Source organism: Pseudomonas sp. NPDC096950, assembly GCF_044762525.1.
Lineage (GTDB): Bacteria > Pseudomonadota > Gammaproteobacteria > Pseudomonadales > Pseudomonadaceae > Aquipseudomonas.
Genome location: NZ_JBIWEL010000031.1, coordinates 17,625 through 33,543 on the forward strand (window position 1 = coordinate 17,625; position 15,919 = coordinate 33,543).

At 60.2% G+C, this 15,919-nt stretch carries 14 protein-coding genes; 4 read left to right on the forward strand and 10 right to left on the reverse strand.

All coding sequences use genetic code 11. The annotated features are described in order from the left end of the window. Nucleotides 1–31: 31 nt before the first annotated feature. Nucleotides 32–610, forward strand: a complete 579-nt coding sequence (locus tag ACIQY3_RS30575) for a DUF6436 domain-containing protein (protein ID WP_403027438.1) — start codon at nt 32–34, stop codon at nt 608–610. Nucleotides 611–713: 103 nt separating this feature from the next. Next, nucleotides 714–3,116 carry a penicillin acylase family protein gene (locus ACIQY3_RS30580; protein ID WP_403027441.1) on the forward strand — a complete coding sequence of 801 codons (2,403 nt, stop codon included), beginning with the start codon at nt 714–716 and terminating at the stop codon, nt 3,114–3,116. A 114-nt stretch (nt 3,117–3,230) separates the two neighbouring features. On the opposite strand, the gene ACIQY3_RS30585 is transcribed toward ACIQY3_RS30580, so the two are convergent. Beyond that, nucleotides 3,231–4,136 (reverse strand): AraC family transcriptional regulator, encoded by a 906-nt coding sequence (locus ACIQY3_RS30585; RefSeq protein ID WP_403027444.1) that lies wholly within the window; start codon nt 4,134–4,136, stop codon nt 3,231–3,233. A gap of 110 nt (nt 4,137–4,246) precedes the next feature. Here ACIQY3_RS30585 and ACIQY3_RS30590 point away from each other — a divergent pair, with 110 nt between their 5' ends. Then, nucleotides 4,247–4,588 carry a carboxymuconolactone decarboxylase family protein gene (locus tag ACIQY3_RS30590; RefSeq protein WP_403027447.1) on the forward strand — a complete coding sequence of 114 codons (342 nt, stop codon included), beginning with the start codon at nt 4,247–4,249 and terminating at the stop codon, nt 4,586–4,588. 136 nt (nt 4,589–4,724) lie between these two features. On the opposite strand, the gene ACIQY3_RS30595 is transcribed toward ACIQY3_RS30590, so the two are convergent. Continuing rightward, the gene (locus tag ACIQY3_RS30595) at nt 4,725–5,690 is read right to left on the reverse strand and encodes a GlxA family transcriptional regulator (RefSeq protein WP_403027450.1); all 966 of its coding nucleotides are present in this window, start codon (nt 5,688–5,690) and stop codon (nt 4,725–4,727) included. 305 nt (nt 5,691–5,995) lie between these two features. Between ACIQY3_RS30595 and ACIQY3_RS30600 the strand changes: the two genes are divergently transcribed. After that, nucleotides 5,996–6,637: an HD domain-containing protein gene (locus ACIQY3_RS30600; RefSeq protein ID WP_123404031.1), complete on the forward strand. Its 642-nt coding sequence runs from the start codon at nt 5,996–5,998 to the stop codon at nt 6,635–6,637. A gap of 160 nt (nt 6,638–6,797) precedes the next feature. On the opposite strand, the gene ACIQY3_RS30605 is transcribed toward ACIQY3_RS30600, so the two are convergent. The 8 genes from ACIQY3_RS30605 to ACIQY3_RS30640 all read right to left on the reverse strand — a co-directional run bounded on the left by ACIQY3_RS30605 (nt 6,798) and on the right by ACIQY3_RS30640 (nt 15,584). Further along, nucleotides 6,798–7,691: an ABC transporter permease subunit gene (locus ACIQY3_RS30605; RefSeq protein WP_054044560.1), complete on the reverse strand. Its 894-nt coding sequence runs from the start codon at nt 7,689–7,691 to the stop codon at nt 6,798–6,800. Continuing rightward, nucleotides 7,688–8,608, reverse strand: a complete 921-nt coding sequence (locus tag ACIQY3_RS30610) for an ABC transporter permease subunit (protein WP_403027453.1) — start codon at nt 8,606–8,608, stop codon at nt 7,688–7,690. The genes ACIQY3_RS30605 and ACIQY3_RS30610 overlap by 4 nt, the downstream gene beginning before the upstream one ends. After that, entirely contained in the window at nt 8,605–9,747 is a 1,143-nt protein-coding gene (locus ACIQY3_RS30615) for an ABC transporter ATP-binding protein (protein WP_403027456.1), read from the reverse strand. The genes ACIQY3_RS30610 and ACIQY3_RS30615 overlap by 4 nt, the downstream gene beginning before the upstream one ends. A 73-nt stretch (nt 9,748–9,820) precedes the next feature. Further along, nucleotides 9,821–10,918 carry a polyamine ABC transporter substrate-binding protein gene (locus ACIQY3_RS30620; protein WP_403027459.1) on the reverse strand — a complete coding sequence of 366 codons (1,098 nt, stop codon included), beginning with the start codon at nt 10,916–10,918 and terminating at the stop codon, nt 9,821–9,823. A gap of 188 nt (nt 10,919–11,106) precedes the next feature. After that, nucleotides 11,107–12,201 (reverse strand): polyamine ABC transporter substrate-binding protein, encoded by a 1,095-nt coding sequence (locus ACIQY3_RS30625; RefSeq protein ID WP_054044566.1) that lies wholly within the window; start codon nt 12,199–12,201, stop codon nt 11,107–11,109. A 184-nt stretch (nt 12,202–12,385) separates the two neighbouring features. Further along, the gene (locus ACIQY3_RS30630; RefSeq protein ID WP_163910805.1) at nt 12,386–13,750 is read right to left on the reverse strand and encodes an aspartate aminotransferase family protein; all 1,365 of its coding nucleotides are present in this window, start codon (nt 13,748–13,750) and stop codon (nt 12,386–12,388) included. 58 nt (nt 13,751–13,808) lie between these two features. After that, nucleotides 13,809–15,167 (reverse strand): glutamine synthetase family protein, encoded by a 1,359-nt coding sequence (locus tag ACIQY3_RS30635; protein ID WP_403027463.1) that lies wholly within the window; start codon nt 15,165–15,167, stop codon nt 13,809–13,811. A 36-nt stretch (nt 15,168–15,203) separates the two neighbouring features. Beyond that, complete coding sequence (locus ACIQY3_RS30640; RefSeq protein WP_403027464.1) at nt 15,204–15,584, reverse strand: gamma-glutamyl-gamma-aminobutyrate hydrolase family protein; 381 nt, start codon at nt 15,582–15,584, stop codon at nt 15,204–15,206. Nucleotides 15,585–15,919: the final 335 nt, after the last annotated feature.

A 15,919-nucleotide genomic window follows, 5' to 3' on the forward strand; every position in this document is an offset into this window, starting at 1 on the left:
CAAGCTGGGCGACCTTCGAGGATTGAAACCCATGCGTCCGGCCTACCGCACCACATTGCTTGCCAGCCTGCTCGCCCTCGTGTGTGCCGGTGTGCTGTGGGCGGCTTACGACTGGTTTCAGGGGCGCTACCTGCGAGCTTTCAGCGAACACACGGCGGTGTTTTCCGGCGATCCATTATTGCTGCCCGACGACCTCGCCGGCCCCGGCGCCATCCGCCTTGTGCATTTCTGGGACCCGGCCTGCCCATGCAATGTCGGCAATCAACAGCACCTCACCGAACTGGTCGAGCACTATGTTCCGCAAGGCGTCGAGTTTTATGCGGTACAAAAACCCGGTAGCCACGGCCAATTGCCCACCACGTTGAGCAGCCTGAAAACCATTACCGTGCTCCCCGGTTCCGAGCAGATCCCCGCCAGCCCGGCGGTGGCGATCTGGGACCGTGCCGGCAAGTTGGCGTATTTCGGCCCGTACAGCGAAGGCCTGACCTGCAATTCGAGCAACAGCTTTATCGAACCGATCCTGCAAGCACTGAACGAAGGCCGCGCGGTGAGCGCGACCCACACGTTGGCGGTGGGTTGCTACTGCCCGTGGCCGGTGGAAGTGAAGTAAGGCATTCCGGACTATTCGAGGACGGCAGTGCCCGGCACAGGAGGTCTGTGCTACATGTTTGCAGCCCACACGGGCGGCAATCGAAGAAGAACAAGGAGTCACCATGAAACGCGTCCTGACCGTACTTGCCTTGCTGATCGTCGTGCTCGCCATCGGGGTTGGCGGGTATCTCTACAGCAAGCAGCCGACGCGCCATGGCCAGGTGGAGCTGCAACACCTGCAAGGTTCGGTGACCGTGCGCTACGACGAGCGCGGCGTGCCGCATATCCGTGCCGACAACGAAACCGATCTCTACCGCGCCCTCGGCTACGTGCACGCCCAGGACCGCCTGTTCCAGATGGAAGCCATGCGCCGCCTCGCCCGTGGCGAACTCGCCGAGATCCTTGGGCCAAAACTGCTGGACACCGACAAACTGTTCCGCAGCCTGCGCATCCGCGAACGCGCCGAGAGTTATGTGGCCTCGCTGGATCGCCAGTCACCGGCGTGGAAGGCCCTGCAAGCCTATCTGGACGGGATCAACCAATATCAGGACACCCACGCCGCGCCCATCGAGTTCGACGTGCTGGGCATCCACAAGCGCACCTTCACCGCCGAAGACAGCATCAGCGTCGCCGGCTACATGGCCTACAGCTTTGCTGCGGCGTTTCGCACCGAACCGTTGCTCACGTATGTGCGCGATCAGCTCGGGCCCGACTACCTGAACATCTTCGACCTCGACTGGCAGCCCAAAGGCGTGTTGGCCAAAGGGCACGCCAAGCCCGGCCCGGCCCTCGCCGCCGGGGACTGGAAAGACCTGAACGCCCTCGCCCGCCTCAGCGAACAAGCCCTGGCCGACAACGGCCTGCCGCAGTTCGAAGGCAGCAACGCCTGGGTCATCTCCGGCAATCACAGCAAAAGCGGCAAGCCGCTGCTGGCCGGTGACCCGCACATTCGCTTCTCGGTACCGTCGGTGTGGTACGAGGCGCAACTGTCGGCGCCGGGTTTCGAGTTGTACGGTCATCATCAGGCGCTGGTGCCGTTTGCCTTTCTCGGCCACAACCTGGATTTCGGCTGGAGCCTGACCATGTTCCAGAACGACGATCTGGACCTGATCGCGGAGAAGGTCAACCCGGACAATCCGAACCAGGTCTGGTATCGCGGCAAATGGGTGGACATGGTCAACACTGAGCAGCAGATCGCCGTGAAAGGCCAGCCGCCGGTGACGCTGATCCTGCGCCAGTCGCCCCACGGCCCGATCATCAACGATGCGCTCGGCACCGCCGCAGGCAAGACACCAGTCGCGATGTGGTGGGCGTTCCTCGAAACGCCGAATCCGATCCTTGAAGGCTTCTATCAACTCAACCGCGCCGACACCTTGGCCAAGGCCCGCGCCGCAGCGGCCAAGGTCCAGGCGCCGGGGTTGAACATCGTCTACGCCAATGCCAAGGGTGATATCGGCTGGTGGGCCTCGGCCCTGCTGCCCAAGCGCCCGGCCGGGGTGAAGCCCGGCTTCATCCTGGACGGCAGCAGCAATCAGGCGGACAAGGAAGGCTTCTACCCGTTCAGCGCCAACCCCCAGGAAGAAAACCCGGCGCGGGGCTATATCGTCTCGGCCAACTTCCAGCCGGTGTCGCCCACCGGCATGGAGATTCCCGGTTACTACAACCTCGCCGATCGCGGTCAGCAGCTCAATCGCCAGCTCAGCGACAAGAACGTGAAGTGGGACAACGACGCCAACCAGAAACTGCAACTGGGCACCACCACTGCCTACGGCCCGCGCTTGCTCGCGCCGTTGCTGCCGGTATTGCGTGAAGTGGTGAGCGATCCGGCGGAACGCAAATTGGTGGAGCAACTGGCGCAATGGCCGGGCGATTACCCGCTCAGTTCCATCAGCGCCACGGTGTTCAACCAGTTCCTGTTCAACCTGACCGACGCGACGATGCGCGATGAACTGGGCAATGACTTCTTCGAAACCTTGCTCTCGACCCGAGTGATCGACGCCGCATTACCGCGCCTGGCCGCCAGCGCGGATTCGCCGTGGTGGGACAACCGCAACACTCCGGCTAAAGAATCCCGCGCCGACACGGTGAAGGTCGCGTGGCAGGCGAGCATCGCGCACCTCAAAACCACTATGGGCGCCGATTTCACCCAGTGGCAGTGGGGCAAGGTGCACACGTTGACCCACGGTCATCCGCTGGGGACGCAGAAGCCGTTGGACCGGATTTTCAACGTCGGCCCCTTCGATGCGCCCGGCACCCACGAAGTGCCGAACAACCTCTCGGCCAGAATCGGTCCGGCGCCGTGGCCGGTGACTTACGGCCCCTCGACCCGGCGCCTGATCGACTTCGCCGACCCGGCCCACAGCCTGACCATCAACCCGGTCGGCCAAAGCGGCGTGCCGTTCGACAGTCACTATGACGACCAGGCGGAGGCGTATATCGAAGGGACGTACTTGCAGGCGCATTTCAGTGATGAAGAGGTGACGGCGAATACGCGGAGTACTTTGAAGATGTTGCCGGCGCGGTAGATTTTTATTGTTTATGCCGCCGCCTTCGCGAGCAGGCTCGCTCCCACATTGGAATGTGATTCACCTGTGGGAGCGAGCCTGCTCGCGAAGAGGCCCGCATTTACACTGCAAAATCTAAATCCCCCGCCGCACCCGCCCCGGCGCCTCCCCATAAATCTCCTTGAATTTCTTGCTGAACGCCGCCTGGGATTGATACCCCACCTGCAACGCAATATCGCTCAGGCCCAAATGCGACTGGCTCAACAAACTGAACGCCAATTCCATCCGCACTTGCGTCAGCAACACCCACGGCGATACCCCGGCGACCTTCACAAACGAGCGCATGAAGGTCGCCCGGGACATGCTCGCCGTTTCGGCCAGGCTCTCGATCGTCCACTCATGGGCCGGGTCCGCCAGCATCGCCTGCCAGGCGCGGCCCAGGCGTTTGTCGCCGAGCAGCGCCAGGGTGCCGCTGGCCGGGCCCAGGGTGGCCAGATGCGCCCGCAACATCAGGGTGAACAACGCCTGGGACAGTGCGTCGAGCAAAAACTTCGCCCCGGCCTGATTGCCTTCCGCCTCACCGCGCAACACCGCGACCAACGCCGGCAACGGCCCATCGACCGGCAGCGCGCCGCTCGGGATCACCAGGTAGTCCGGCAACGAAGCAAACAGCAGCGAGGCCCGGTTGTAGTGAAAAGTCCCGCAGAGCATGTCCAGATCCGCGCTGGCACCGCCGATGCGATGCACCGGCAACGCACCACCACGGATGATTTTCTGCGCCGTCGGCGCGACGGTTTTTCCGGGGCTGTGGATCACGTGGGGCGTGCCACCGGGCAGCAGCAGGATGTCGCCGGCACGCATGGGCAGGCGCTGGCCGTCGGGGAATTCCACACGACAGTCGCCCGCCAGGACGATGTGATAAGGCGCCATCCCCAGCGCCTGTTGCTCGTGGGCCAGCGCCCAGTCGCCCTGGAACTGGCAGCGCAAATCCAGGCTGCCGCGCACGTTGGCCAGGGTGATGAGTTTATCGATCGGATTCATTTGAGCGCATCGAGGAAATGACTGAGCGGATCGAACAAACCCGAACCGCGCCAAAGGGCAAAACTGAGCGTGTCGAAACAGTACACCCAACCCGCTCAGGAGTTAATGCAATGTTCAATAACTGGTCCGAACTGCTGCCCACCGTCCAGAAAGCCTTTGGCGCACTGGGCAAAAGCAACCCGAAAATGGTCAAGGCCCACATGGCTCTCGGCGAAGCCGCCGCGGAAAACAACGTGCTGGATGCCAAGACCCGCGAACTGATTTCCATCGCGGTGGCGATCACCACACGGTGTGACGGTTGTATCGCGGCTCACACCGATGCGGCGATCAAGGCTGGTGCCAGCCGCGAAGAAGTGGCCGCGACACTGGCCACCGCGATTTCGCTGAATGCCGGTGCAGCGTATATCTACTCGCTGCGCACCCTTGAGGCGTATGACTCGTTGAAAGGTTGATCTCCATCCCTGTGGGAGCGGGCTTGCTCGCGAATGCGGTCTGTCAGTCGACATCTCTATCGACTGACACGGCCTCTTCGCGAGCAAGCCCGCTCCCTCAATGGATTTGCAGTGCTCCCATAAGATCCACGATTGCTCAAACCATCGCCGCAAAGTTCAGCCTGAACTGCTGCGGCGTCACCCCCAGCCGGCGGTTGAACACGCTGCGCATATGCTGGGCATCGCGAAAGCCGCACTGATACGCCACCGTTTTCAGCGGCGAGCGCGTGCTTTCCAACAGCACCCGCGCCGCATCCACCCGCGCCCGCTCGACAAACTCCGCCGGGGTCACTTTGGCTTCCTTGGCAAACACCCGGGAAAAATTGCGCGCGCTCATGTTGGCGGCGTTGGCCAGGTCGGCGAGGGTCAAGTCGCCGGTGAGGTTGGCGAGCACGTAGAGCTGCACCAGCGCCACCGCCGAGGTCGGTTCGGCATAGGGCGTGAGGAACGGGCTGAACTGCGATTGCCCGCCCGAGCGCTGGGTGAACACCACCAAACGCTTGGCGACACTGAGCGCGACTTCCGGACCGTGATCGCGGCCCAGCAAGTACAGCGACAGATCGATCCCCGCCGTCACCCCCGCCGACGTGTACAGCTCGCCGTCCTGCACGTACAAACGATCTGCCTCGACCTGCGTCGACGGACACAACGCCGCCAACGCTGTCGCATCGCCCCAATGGGTGGTGACGGTCCGGCCATCGAGCAAACCCGCCCGGGCCAGCATGAACGCGCCATTGCAGATCGAACCAAAGCGCTGTGCCCGCGCGCACGCATCCCGCAGCCAGGCGTCGAACGTCGGGCCAAAATTCATGAACGGCAACTGCGGCCCGCCGGCCACCAGCAACAAGTCAAACGCCTCCAACGCTTCGCTGAAATGCCGATGCGCGTTCAGGGACAAACCGTTTGAACACGGCATCACCCCGCGCTCGATACCGATCACCTCCAGCCGATAGTGATCCTCCGGCGCGAGGAAGCGATTGGCCTCGGAAAACACGTCCATGGGGCCGGTGACGTCCAGGGACTGCACGCCGGAAAACACCACGATGGCGACGGTTTTTTGCATGGTCGAAACGCCCTCTATGGATCTATGGCAAACACAAAACCCTGTGGGAGCGGGCTTGCTCGCGAAGGGGCCGTGTCAGTTGATAAAGATGTCGACTGATACACCGCTTTCGCGAGCAAGCCCGCTCCCACAGGGGGCCTCGCTTAGCTTCCAACCCTAGCCAATCCGAGCCCAACAAGCGAGGTTGGCGCGATATGCATGCTCATTGGCCGGGATCGCAGCCATGGATCGATTGTCCGCTGGCGGGTGCCGGAACAGACTTTATCCATCAGCGCCGCCACGGCGTTCCCCACGAGGAAAGCACCATGAGCAGCATCATTGCCGGTATCAAAATCCCCGACAGCGCGTTGGCCAAGGCCACCACCGAATACATCCGCGACGTCGAATCCGACCTGCTGTTTCACCACTCACGCCGGGTATTCCTGTTCGGTGCCTTGAGCGGCGAACGCAAGCAACTGGCCTACAACCCGGAATTGCTCTACGTCGGCGCGATGTTCCACGACCTGGGCCTGGTGGAAGGTCAGCGCAGCGACAACGAGCGTTTTGAAGTCGACAGTGCCAACGCCGCCAAGGCGTTCCTCAAGCCTTACGGGCTGAGCGACGACGATATCGAACAGGTGTGGTTGTCGATTGCCCTGCACACCACGCCGGGTGTGCCGCAACACCTGCGGCCGAATGTGGCGCTGGTCACGGCCGGTGTGGAAATGGATGTGCTGGGTATCGACTACGCCGCGTTCCCGACCGCTCAGCGCGAAGCGGTGGTGCATGCCCACCCGCGTGGCGAAGGGTTCAAGGAATGCATCCTGTGTGCGTTCGCCAATGGCTTCAAGCACAAGCCTGACACCACGTTCGGCACGGTGAACGCCGATGTGCTGGTGGACAGCGAACCAGGATTCAAGCCGATGAACTTTGTCGAGATCATCCGCAAATCCCCTTGGGCAGCCTAAAACCAATGTGGGAGCGGGCTTGCTCGCGAAGAGGCCCTGTCAGTCGACTCAGATGTCGATTGATAGACCGCTTTCGCGAGCAGGCTCGCTCCCACAGGAATTTGTGGTTGGCCACAAGATGATCGTTCCCACGCGGAGCGTGGGAACGATCATCGCGAGGTCAAGCCGCTTCCGGCGCCTGCTGCGCCCGGCGCACGTCCGGTTGCTTCCAGGAATCGGCAGCGCCTTCTTCGATGGCTTGCTGGATCGCACGCTTGCGGCTTTCTTCGGCGCGGCGGCTGAAGAACCAGACCAGGAAGGTCACGATCGACACCGCCAGCAGAATCAGGCTGGCCACCGCGTTGATTTCCGGCTTCACGCCCAGGCGCACTGCCGAGAACACTTCCATCGGCAGGGTCGTGGAACCCGGACCCGACACGAAGCTCGCCAACACCAGGTCATCCAGCGACAGCGCGAAGGACATCATCCCGCCCGCCGCCAACGAGGGCGCGATCATCGGAATGGTGATCAGGAAGAACACCTTCCACGGCCGAGCACCGAGGTCCATGGCCGCTTCCTCGATGGACAGGTCCAGCTCACGCAAGCGCGCCGACACCACCACCGCCACATACGCCGCACAGAACGTGGTGTGGGCGATCCAGATGGTGACGATGCCACGTTCCTGTGGCCAACCGATCATCTGCGCCATCGCCACGAACAGCAGCAACAGCGACAAACCGGTGATCACTTCGGGCATGACCAACGGCGCGGTGACCAAACCACCGAACAACGTGCGGCCCTTAAAGCGGGTGATCCGGGTCAGCACAAACGCCGCCAAGGTCCCCAGCGCCACCGCGGCAATCGCGGTGTAGCAGGCGATTTCCAGCGAGCGCACCACAGAGCCCATCAATTGGGTGTTGTCGAGCAGGCCGACGTACCACTTGATCGACCAGCCGCCCCACACCGTCACCAGTTTCGAGGCGTTGAACGAGTAGATCACCAGGATCAGCATCGGCGCGTAGATGAACAGCAGACCCAACACCAGCATCAGGCTTGAGAAACGGAAGTTCTTCATTCTTTGCCCTCCATTTCCTTGGCCTGACTGCGGTTGAACAGGATGATCGGCACAATCAGGATCGCCAGCATCACCACCGCCAGGGCAGACGCCACCGGCCAGTCACGGTTGTTGAAGAACTCTTGCCACAGCACTTTACCGATCATCAGGGTTTCCGGACCGCCGAGCAGTTCCGGGATCACGAACTCGCCCACCACCGGAATGAACACCAGCATGCAGCCGGCGACGATGCCGTTCTTGGACAGTGGAATAGTGATCTTCCAGAAACTGTTGAAGGTGCTCGAACCCAGGTCGGACGCGGCTTCCAGCAGGCTGTTGTCGTGCTTCACCAGGTTGGCGTAGAGCGGCAGGATCATGAACGGCAGGTACGAATAAACGACGCCGATGTACACCGCGAGGTTGGTGTTGAGGATCTGCAGCGGTTCGTCGATCCAGCCCATGCTCATCAGGAAACCGTTGAGCAGACCGTTGTTGCTGAGGATGCCCATCCACGCATACACGCGGATCAGGATCGCGGTCCAGGTCGGCATCATGATCAACAGCACCAGCACCGTTTGCAGCTCTTTACGGGCGCTGGCAATGGCGTAGGCCATCGGGTAGCCGATCAGCAGGCAAAGCACGGTGCTGATCAGCGCCATCTTCAGCGAGCCGAGGTACGCGGCGATGTACAACTCGTCGTCGCCGAGCATCGCGTAGTTGCCCAGGTTCAACAGCACCTGGAGCTTCTGGTCGATGAAGCTGTAGATCTCGGTGTACGGCGGGATCGCCACGTCGGCTTCGGCGAAGCTGATCTTCAAGACGATGAAGAACGGCAGCATGAAGAACATGAACAGCCAAATGAACGGAACCCCGATGACCAGTTGGCGGCCACCGGGAATTATTCGATTGAGGCGGCGTTTGAATTTGCGCATGTTCATGAGCGAAGTACCACGCCGCTGTCGTCTTCCCAGTACACGTAGACCTGATCGCCCCAGGTCGGACGCTGGCCACGGCGCTCGGCGTTGGCGACGAAGGACTGCACCAGTTTGCCGCTCGGCAATTCGACGTAGAACACCGAATGGCCGCCGAGGTAGGCGATGTCGTGCACCTTGCCGCTGGACCAGTTGTATTCGCAGGTCGGCATTTCGGCGGTGACCAGCAGTTTCTCCGGACGGATCGCGTAGGTGACCGACTTGTCCTGCACCGAGGTGCTGATGCCGTGGCCGACGTAGATCTGGCGGTCGAGGTCTTTGCAAGTGATGGTCGCGTGACCTTCGGCGTCGTCGATCACTTCGCCTTCGAAGATGTTGACGTTGCCGATGAATTCGCAGACCAGGCGACTGGTCGGGGTTTCGTAGATGTCGATCGGGCTGCCGATCTGGGCAATCCAGCCCAGGTGCATGATCGCGATGCGCTCGGCCATGGTCATGGCCTCTTCCTGGTCGTGGGTCACCATGACGCAGGTTACGCCGACGCGCTCGATGATCTCGACCAGCTCCAGCTGCATTTGCGAACGCAGTTTTTTATCCAGTGCGCCCATCGGTTCGTCGAGCAGCAACAGTTTCGGGCGCTTGGCCAGCGAACGGGCCAGGGCCACACGCTGACGCTGGCCACCGGACAACTGGTGCGGCTTGCGCTTGGCGTACTGGCTCATCTGCACCAGCTTGAGCATTTCGGTCACGCGGGCGTCGACTTCCGAAGCCGGGATCTTGTCCTGCTTGAGGCCGAAGGCGATGTTCTGCGCCACGGTCATGTGCGGGAACAAGGCGTAGGACTGGAACATCATGTTGATCGGTCGCTCGTACGGCGGCATCTCGGTGATGTCGACGCCGTCGAGGTAAATGCGCCCCTCCGTGGGCCGTTCGAAACCTGCGAGCATGCGCAGCAAAGTGGATTTGCCCGATCCCGAACCGCCGAGCAGGGCGAAGATTTCGCCCTTCTTGATTTCCAGGGACACATCGTCCACGGCAATCGTCTCGTCGAACTTCTTCGTGACCCGGTCGATTTTGACCAACACCTGTTTCGGTGATTGGTCGCCCTCGAGGGCTTTCTTATAGGCGCCGGAGGCAACTGCCATTTACGAAACTCCCAAAAAAAAAGAGTGCAGTTCGCTCAAGGTGAGCCAACCTTGGATAGTGTGAGCCTTGAAGCTATTTACCCGTCTTGACCTTGGTCCAGCTGCGGGTCATCAAACGTTGAATATTCGGTGGTAACTCAATCGACACGTAGGTCTTGTCGAGGACAGCTTGCGGTGGATAAACCGATTCGTTAGTGCGGATGGACTGTTCCATCAATTTGTCCGAACCAGGGTTCGGGTTCGCATAGCCAACGGAATCACTGACCTGTGCAATCACATCGGGTTTGAGCAAGTAGTTGATAAAGGCGTGGGCCTCTTTGACGTTGGCCGAGTCCTTCGGAATCGCCAGCATGTCGAACCACAGAGCCCCACCCTCTTTCGGAATGGTGTAGGCGACCTTCACGCCTTTGCCGGCTTCGGCGGCCCGGGCCTGGGCCTGGAACATGTCGCCGGAGAAACCGATCGCGATGCAGATGTCGCCGTTGGCCAGGTCGGTGATGTATTTGGACGAGTGGAAGTAGGTCACGTAAGGCCGTACCGCGAGCAACTTGGCTTCGGCCTTTTTGTAGTCTTCGGGGTTGGTGCTGTTGGCGTTCAGGCCCATGTAGTTGAGGACCGTCGGCATCATTTCATCGGCGGAGTCGAGGAACGCCACGCCGCAGCTGTGCAGTTTCTTGATGTTCTCCGGTTCGAACAGCATGCCCCAGGAGTCGATCTTGTCGACACCGAGCACTTCCTTGATCTTGTCGACGTTGTAACCGATGCCGTTGGTGCCCCACAGGTACGGCACGGCGTACTGGTTGCCCGGATCGTTCTGTTCCAGGCGCTTGAGCAGCACCGGGTCGAGATTCGCGTAGTTGGTCAGCAATTTGCGGTCGAGCTTCTGGAACGCGCCCGCCTTGATCTGCTTGCCGAGGAAGTGGTTGGACGGCACGACCACGTCATACCCGGTACGCCCGGCCAGCAACTTGCCTTCCAGGGTTTCGTTGGAGTCGAACACGTCGTACACCGGCTTGATGCCGGTTTCTTTCTGGAAGTCGGCCAGGGTGGTCGAACCGATGTAGTCCGACCAGTTATAAATATGCACAGTGGGGGCAGCCTGGACGCTGACAGCAAGTGTCAGCCCCGCGCCGACCAGCATGGCATTGCGCAACAAAGAAAAAATAGGCAAGTGGAGGTCCTCTAAAATTAGTTGGGCCCAAGTTGCCCCGCGTGACATGACAGCCATGGCTGCCTGGCAACAAAACCGGCGCGCAACTTACCCTCGATAAACCATTCCAGCAAAACTTTCTGTCATTTAATTGTTCCTGTTGCCGCCACCGCGCAGGCAGCGGCAACAGGTTGTTGCCTCAAACCGGCTTATTTACCGGATTTGATCTTGGTCCAGCTGCGAGTCAGGTCACGCTGGGTGGCCGCCGGCAAATCGGCAATCGCATACAACTTGGCCTGCACATCGGCCGTCGGGTAGATGCCCGGGTCCGAGGTGATGTCCTTGCTCACGAACTGGGTCGCTTCGGCGTTACCGTTAGGGAAACGCACGGCGTTGGTGATGTCGGCCATCACTTTCGGCTGCAACAGGTAGTTCATGAACTTGTAGGCACCGTCGACGTTTTCCGCGTCTTTCGGAATCGCGACCATGTCGTAGAAGCTGCCAGCGCCTTCTTTCGGAATGGCGTAGCTGACTTTGACCTTGTCACCGGCTTCAGCAGCACGGGACTTGGCTTGTTGCACGTCACCCGAGTAGCCGACCGCTACGCAGATGTTGCCGTTGGCCAGGTCGGAGATGTACTTGGACGAGTGGAAGTAGGTCACCGAAGGACGAATCTTGAGGAACAGTTCCTCGGCTTTCTTGATGTCGTCTTTCTTCTGGCTGTCGGTTGGCAGGCCCAGGTAATGCAGGGCGACCGGAATCATTTCGGTCGGCGAATCGAGGAAGCTCACACCGCAGCCCTTGAGCTTGGCGATGTTTTCAGGCTTGAACAGGGTGTCCCAGGAATCGATGGTGTCGACGCCCAACGCGGCTTTGACTTTCTCCGGGTTGTAGCCGATGCCGATCGAGCCCCACATGTAAGGGAAGGCATGTTTGTTGTCCGGGTCGCTGACGGAAACCGCTTTAAGCAGCGATTTGTTCAGGTTGCCGTAGTTGGACAGCTTGGACTTGTCCAACTCCTGGTAAACACCGGCCTTGATCTGCTTGGCGAGGAAGTTGTTCGACGGCACGACCACGTCGTAGCCGGACTTGCCTGCCAGCAACTTGGCTTCCAGGGTTTCGTTGCTGTCGAAAACGTCGTACACCACCTTGATGCCGGACTCTTTCTCGAAGTTCGCGATGGTGTCCGGTGCAATGTAGTCGGACCAGTTGTACACGTGCAGCACCTTGTCATCGGCCTGTACTGCACCCGCCATCACGCCCATCAGGGACATGGCGAGGAGGGTCTTGCCAGCTATCTTCATACCTAATGCCTTCATGTGGGTAATGCTCCAATTTTTCTTTTTAACCACGCGCTCAGCGGCCTGTTACTGGGCATCCGAACAACCGGTAGTCTGGCAAGTTCCGAGGCAGGCTTTCAAGGAAAGACCCATCCTTTATTTGCACTGGGCGAAGTGTCGACCGCACACCTCGCCCAGAGCCTAGCACTTAGCCCTGCAACGCACTCAGGGTCAGGTCCAGGCACTTTCGTGCCTTGGTCACCAACTCATCGATTTCCGCCGGTGTAATCACCAATGGCGGGGAAATGATCATGGTGTCGCCCACGGCGCGCATGATCAGGCCGTTGTCGAAGCAGAAGGTGCGGCAAATCATACCGACGCCCTTACCTTCGTAACGTTTGCGAGTGGCCTTGTCCTGGACCAGTTCGATGGCCCCCAACATGCCTACACCGCGCACTTCCCCCACCAACGGGTGATCGCTCAGTTCCCGCAGACGCTTTTGCAAATAGGGTGCCGTTTCGGCATGGACGCGCTCGATAATTTTTTCTTCGCGCAGGATGCGGATGTTTTCCAGCGCCACCGCAGCGGCCACCGGGTGCCCGGAATAGGTGAAACCGTGGTTGAAATCGCCGCCCTCGTTGAGCACCGCCACCACGTCGTCACGCACGATCAGGCCACCCATCGGGATGTAGCCGGAGGTCAGGCCTTTGGCGATGGTCATCATGTCGGGCTTGAGGTCGTAGTGATCGCTACCGAACCACTCGCCGGTACGGCCGAAACCGCAGATCACTTCGTCCGCCACGAACAGGATGTCGTACTTGGCGAGGATTTCCTTGATGCGCGGCCAGTAGCTGTCAGGCGGCACGATCACACCACCGGCACCCTGGATCGGCTCGGCAATAAAGGCACCGACGTTGTCCACGCCGACTTCCAGAATCTTCTCTTCAAGCTGATTGGCGGCCCAGATACCGAACTCTTCCGGGCTCATGTCGCCGCCTTCACCGAACCAGTACGGCTGGGCGATGTGGACGATGCCCGGGATCGGCAAGTCGCCTTGTTCGTGCATATACGTCATGCCGCCCAGGCTCGCGCCGGCCACGGTGGAACCGTGATAACCGTTCTTGCGGCTGATGATGACTTTCTTGTTCGGCTGGCCCTTGATCGCCCAGTAGTGGCGGACCATACGCAGCATGGTGTCGTTGCCTTCGGAGCCGGAACCGGTGAAGAACACGTGGTTCATGCCTTCCGGCGCGATGTCGGAAATGGCCTTGGCCAGTTCCAGCACCGGCGGGTGAGCGGTCTGGAAGAACAGGTTGTAGTAAGGCAGTTCGCGCATCTGTTTGGCGGCGGCGTCAGCCAGTTCATCACGACCGTAACCGATCGCGACGCACCACAGGCCGGCCATGCCGTCGAGGATCTTGTTGCCTTCGCTGTCCCAGAGGTAAACGCCCTTGGCGCTGGTGATGATGCGCGGGCCTTTCTCTTTAAGCTGTTTGAAGTCGCTGAACGGGGCCAGGTGGTGATCGCTGCTCAGGGCTTGCCATTCACGGGTTTGCGGGTTGTTGCTGGTCATGCGAATTCTCCTAAGATTCCAGTAGAGGGCGCCGCCAAGTGCAGCGGCGCCCGGCGCATCAGACGGCAAAGAGCAGGAATTCCCGCTCCCACGAACTGATCACGCGCTTGAAGTTTTCATGCTCGGCCCGCTTGACCGCGACGTAGCCAGTAATGAATTTCTTGCCCAGGTATTTCTCGATGGTCGCGCTGTTTTCCATGCGATCCAGCGCGTCTTCGATGGTCAGTGGCAGGCGCAGGTTGCGGCGTTCATAGCCACGACCGACTACCGGCGCACTTGGGTTCAAGCCTTCGACCATGCCGATGTAGCCGCAGAGCAGGCTCGCGGCGATCGCCAGATACGGGTTGGCGTCGGCGCCCGGCAGGCGGTTTTCCACCCGACGGTTTTGCGGCCCGGCATCCGGCACTCGCAGGCCCACGGTGCGGTTCTCTTCGCCCCACTCCACGTTTACCGGCGCCGAGGTGTCAGGCAGGAAGCGGCGGAACGAGTTGACGTTGGGTGCGAACAGCGGCAGCAATTCCGGAATCAGTTTCTGCAAGCCACCGATGTGGTGCAGGAACAACTGGCTCATGGTCCCGTCTTCATTAGAGAAGACGTTTTTGCCGGTCTCGAGGTCGATGATGCTCTGGTGAATATGCATCGCACTGCCCGGCTCGCCGGTCATGGGCTTGGCCATGAAGGTCGCCGCCACGTCGTGCTTGAGCGCGGCTTCGCGCATGGTGCGCTTGAACACCAGAATCTGGTCAGCCAGGGACAGGGCATCGCCGTGACGGAAGTTGATTTCCATCTGCGCCGTGCCGTCCTCGTGGATCAGCGTGTCGAGGTCCAGTTCCTGCAATTCGCACCAGTCGTAGACGTCTTCGAACAACGGGTCGAATTCGTTCGCCGCTTCAATCGAGAACGACTGGCGACCGGTTTCCGGACGACCGGAACGGCCAATCGGCGGTTGCAACGGGAAGTCCGGGTCTTCGCAGCGCTTGGTCAGGTAAAACTCCATTTCCGGCGCCACGATCGGCTGCCAGCCCTTGTCGGCATAGAGTTTCAGGACCTTCTTGAGCACGTTGCGCGGCGACAGCTCGATCGGGTTGCCTTGCTTGTCGTAGGTGTCATGGATCACCTGAGCGGTCGGCTCGATGGACCAAGGCACCAGAAACACCGCGTTCGCGTCCGGGCGGCAGATCATGTCGATGTCGGCCGGGTCGAGCAGTTCGTAATAGATGTCGTCTTCGACATAGTCGCCGGTCACGGTCTGCAACAGAACGCTCTCGGGCAGGCGCATGCCTTTTTCGGCGATGAACTTGTTGGTCGGCGAAATCTTGCCCCGGGTGATCCCGGTCAAGTCGGCGATCATGCATTCGACTTCTGTGATCTTGTGGTCTTTCAACCAATCGGTGAGCTGGTCGAGGTTGTGACTCATAAATGCCTCTGGGCTGAGTGTCCTGACTCTTATTAGTCAGGCGTTGTTTGACGCATCGGCGTCGCGTGTTACAGATTGCCATTGCAAGGGCCGCGCACAAACACTCGCCGCGACCATGCCGTGGGTCAGGGAGAGCGTAGACTGGCGTGCAGAATCATGAGCAGGGCTCGACACAAGGGTCGGGCCGCTGAAGCGAAACGGTTCTATATTGGGTGTAAGGTCAGTAAAGAGAATGTCGTGCAGACCGTCCAGAATATCGGACGGGGCCAGCGAGGCCACCGGGGAAGGAAGAGTCGACGGCACGCCATTGGCAATGAAGGCCTTGGCGTGAACGCAACGATCGCCACTGATGTGATAAGCATGCAGACCGTTCTGCCCAGAGCAGACGGCGACGCCGATTAACGGCAGGCGAGACATGAAGCACCCCGGTATTATTGCTGTTATGGGTTTGAATCGAGCTTAGCCTTGTTCATTTTTTTACACAACACCCCCGTAAAAAATACAACACGGCCCGCTCAAGCCCGCGGGCGCCAAAGCGCTCGAAGGCATAAAAACGCCCCAAAGTGCCTCAAAAAAGCCTCACGAGCGCTTTTTTAGGGCAAAAAAGGCCTCGCTTGACTTCGGCATGCCGTTCGGGTTGACTGGAATCCGAAGAGATCAATGATTGATATTTTTAACAACAAAGGTGTTGCATCATGTCGGTACCCCCGCGTGCCGTTCAGCTTAACGAAGCGAACGCGTTCCTTAAGGAA

Excerpts from the sequence above, each read along its gene's own strand:
- ACIQY3_RS30575 (WP_403027438.1), top strand. The coding sequence starts at position 32 with ATGCGTCCGGCCTACCGCACCACATTGCTTGCCAGCCTGCTCGCCCTC.
- ACIQY3_RS30580 (WP_403027441.1), top strand. The coding sequence starts at position 714 with ATGAAACGCGTCCTGACCGTACTTGCCTTGCTGATCGTCGTGCTCGCC.
- ACIQY3_RS30585 (WP_403027444.1), bottom strand. The coding sequence starts at position 4,136 with ATGAATCCGATCGATAAACTCATCACCCTGGCCAACGTGCGCGGCAGC.
- ACIQY3_RS30590 (WP_403027447.1), top strand. The coding sequence starts at position 4,247 with ATGTTCAATAACTGGTCCGAACTGCTGCCCACCGTCCAGAAAGCCTTT.
- ACIQY3_RS30595 (WP_403027450.1), bottom strand. The coding sequence starts at position 5,690 with ATGCAAAAAACCGTCGCCATCGTGGTGTTTTCCGGCGTGCAGTCCCTG.
- ACIQY3_RS30600 (WP_123404031.1), top strand. The coding sequence starts at position 5,996 with ATGAGCAGCATCATTGCCGGTATCAAAATCCCCGACAGCGCGTTGGCC.
- ACIQY3_RS30605 (WP_054044560.1), bottom strand. The coding sequence starts at position 7,691 with ATGAAGAACTTCCGTTTCTCAAGCCTGATGCTGGTGTTGGGTCTGCTG.
- ACIQY3_RS30610 (WP_403027453.1), bottom strand. The coding sequence starts at position 8,608 with ATGAACATGCGCAAATTCAAACGCCGCCTCAATCGAATAATTCCCGGT.
- ACIQY3_RS30615 (WP_403027456.1), bottom strand. The coding sequence starts at position 9,747 with ATGGCAGTTGCCTCCGGCGCCTATAAGAAAGCCCTCGAGGGCGACCAA.
- ACIQY3_RS30625 (WP_054044566.1), bottom strand. The coding sequence starts at position 12,201 with ATGAAGATAGCTGGCAAGACCCTCCTCGCCATGTCCCTGATGGGCGTG.
- ACIQY3_RS30630 (WP_163910805.1), bottom strand. The coding sequence starts at position 13,750 with ATGACCAGCAACAACCCGCAAACCCGTGAATGGCAAGCCCTGAGCAGC.
- ACIQY3_RS30635 (WP_403027463.1), bottom strand. The coding sequence starts at position 15,167 with ATGAGTCACAACCTCGACCAGCTCACCGATTGGTTGAAAGACCACAAG.
- ACIQY3_RS30640 (WP_403027464.1), bottom strand. The coding sequence starts at position 15,584 with ATGTCTCGCCTGCCGTTAATCGGCGTCGCCGTCTGCTCTGGGCAGAAC.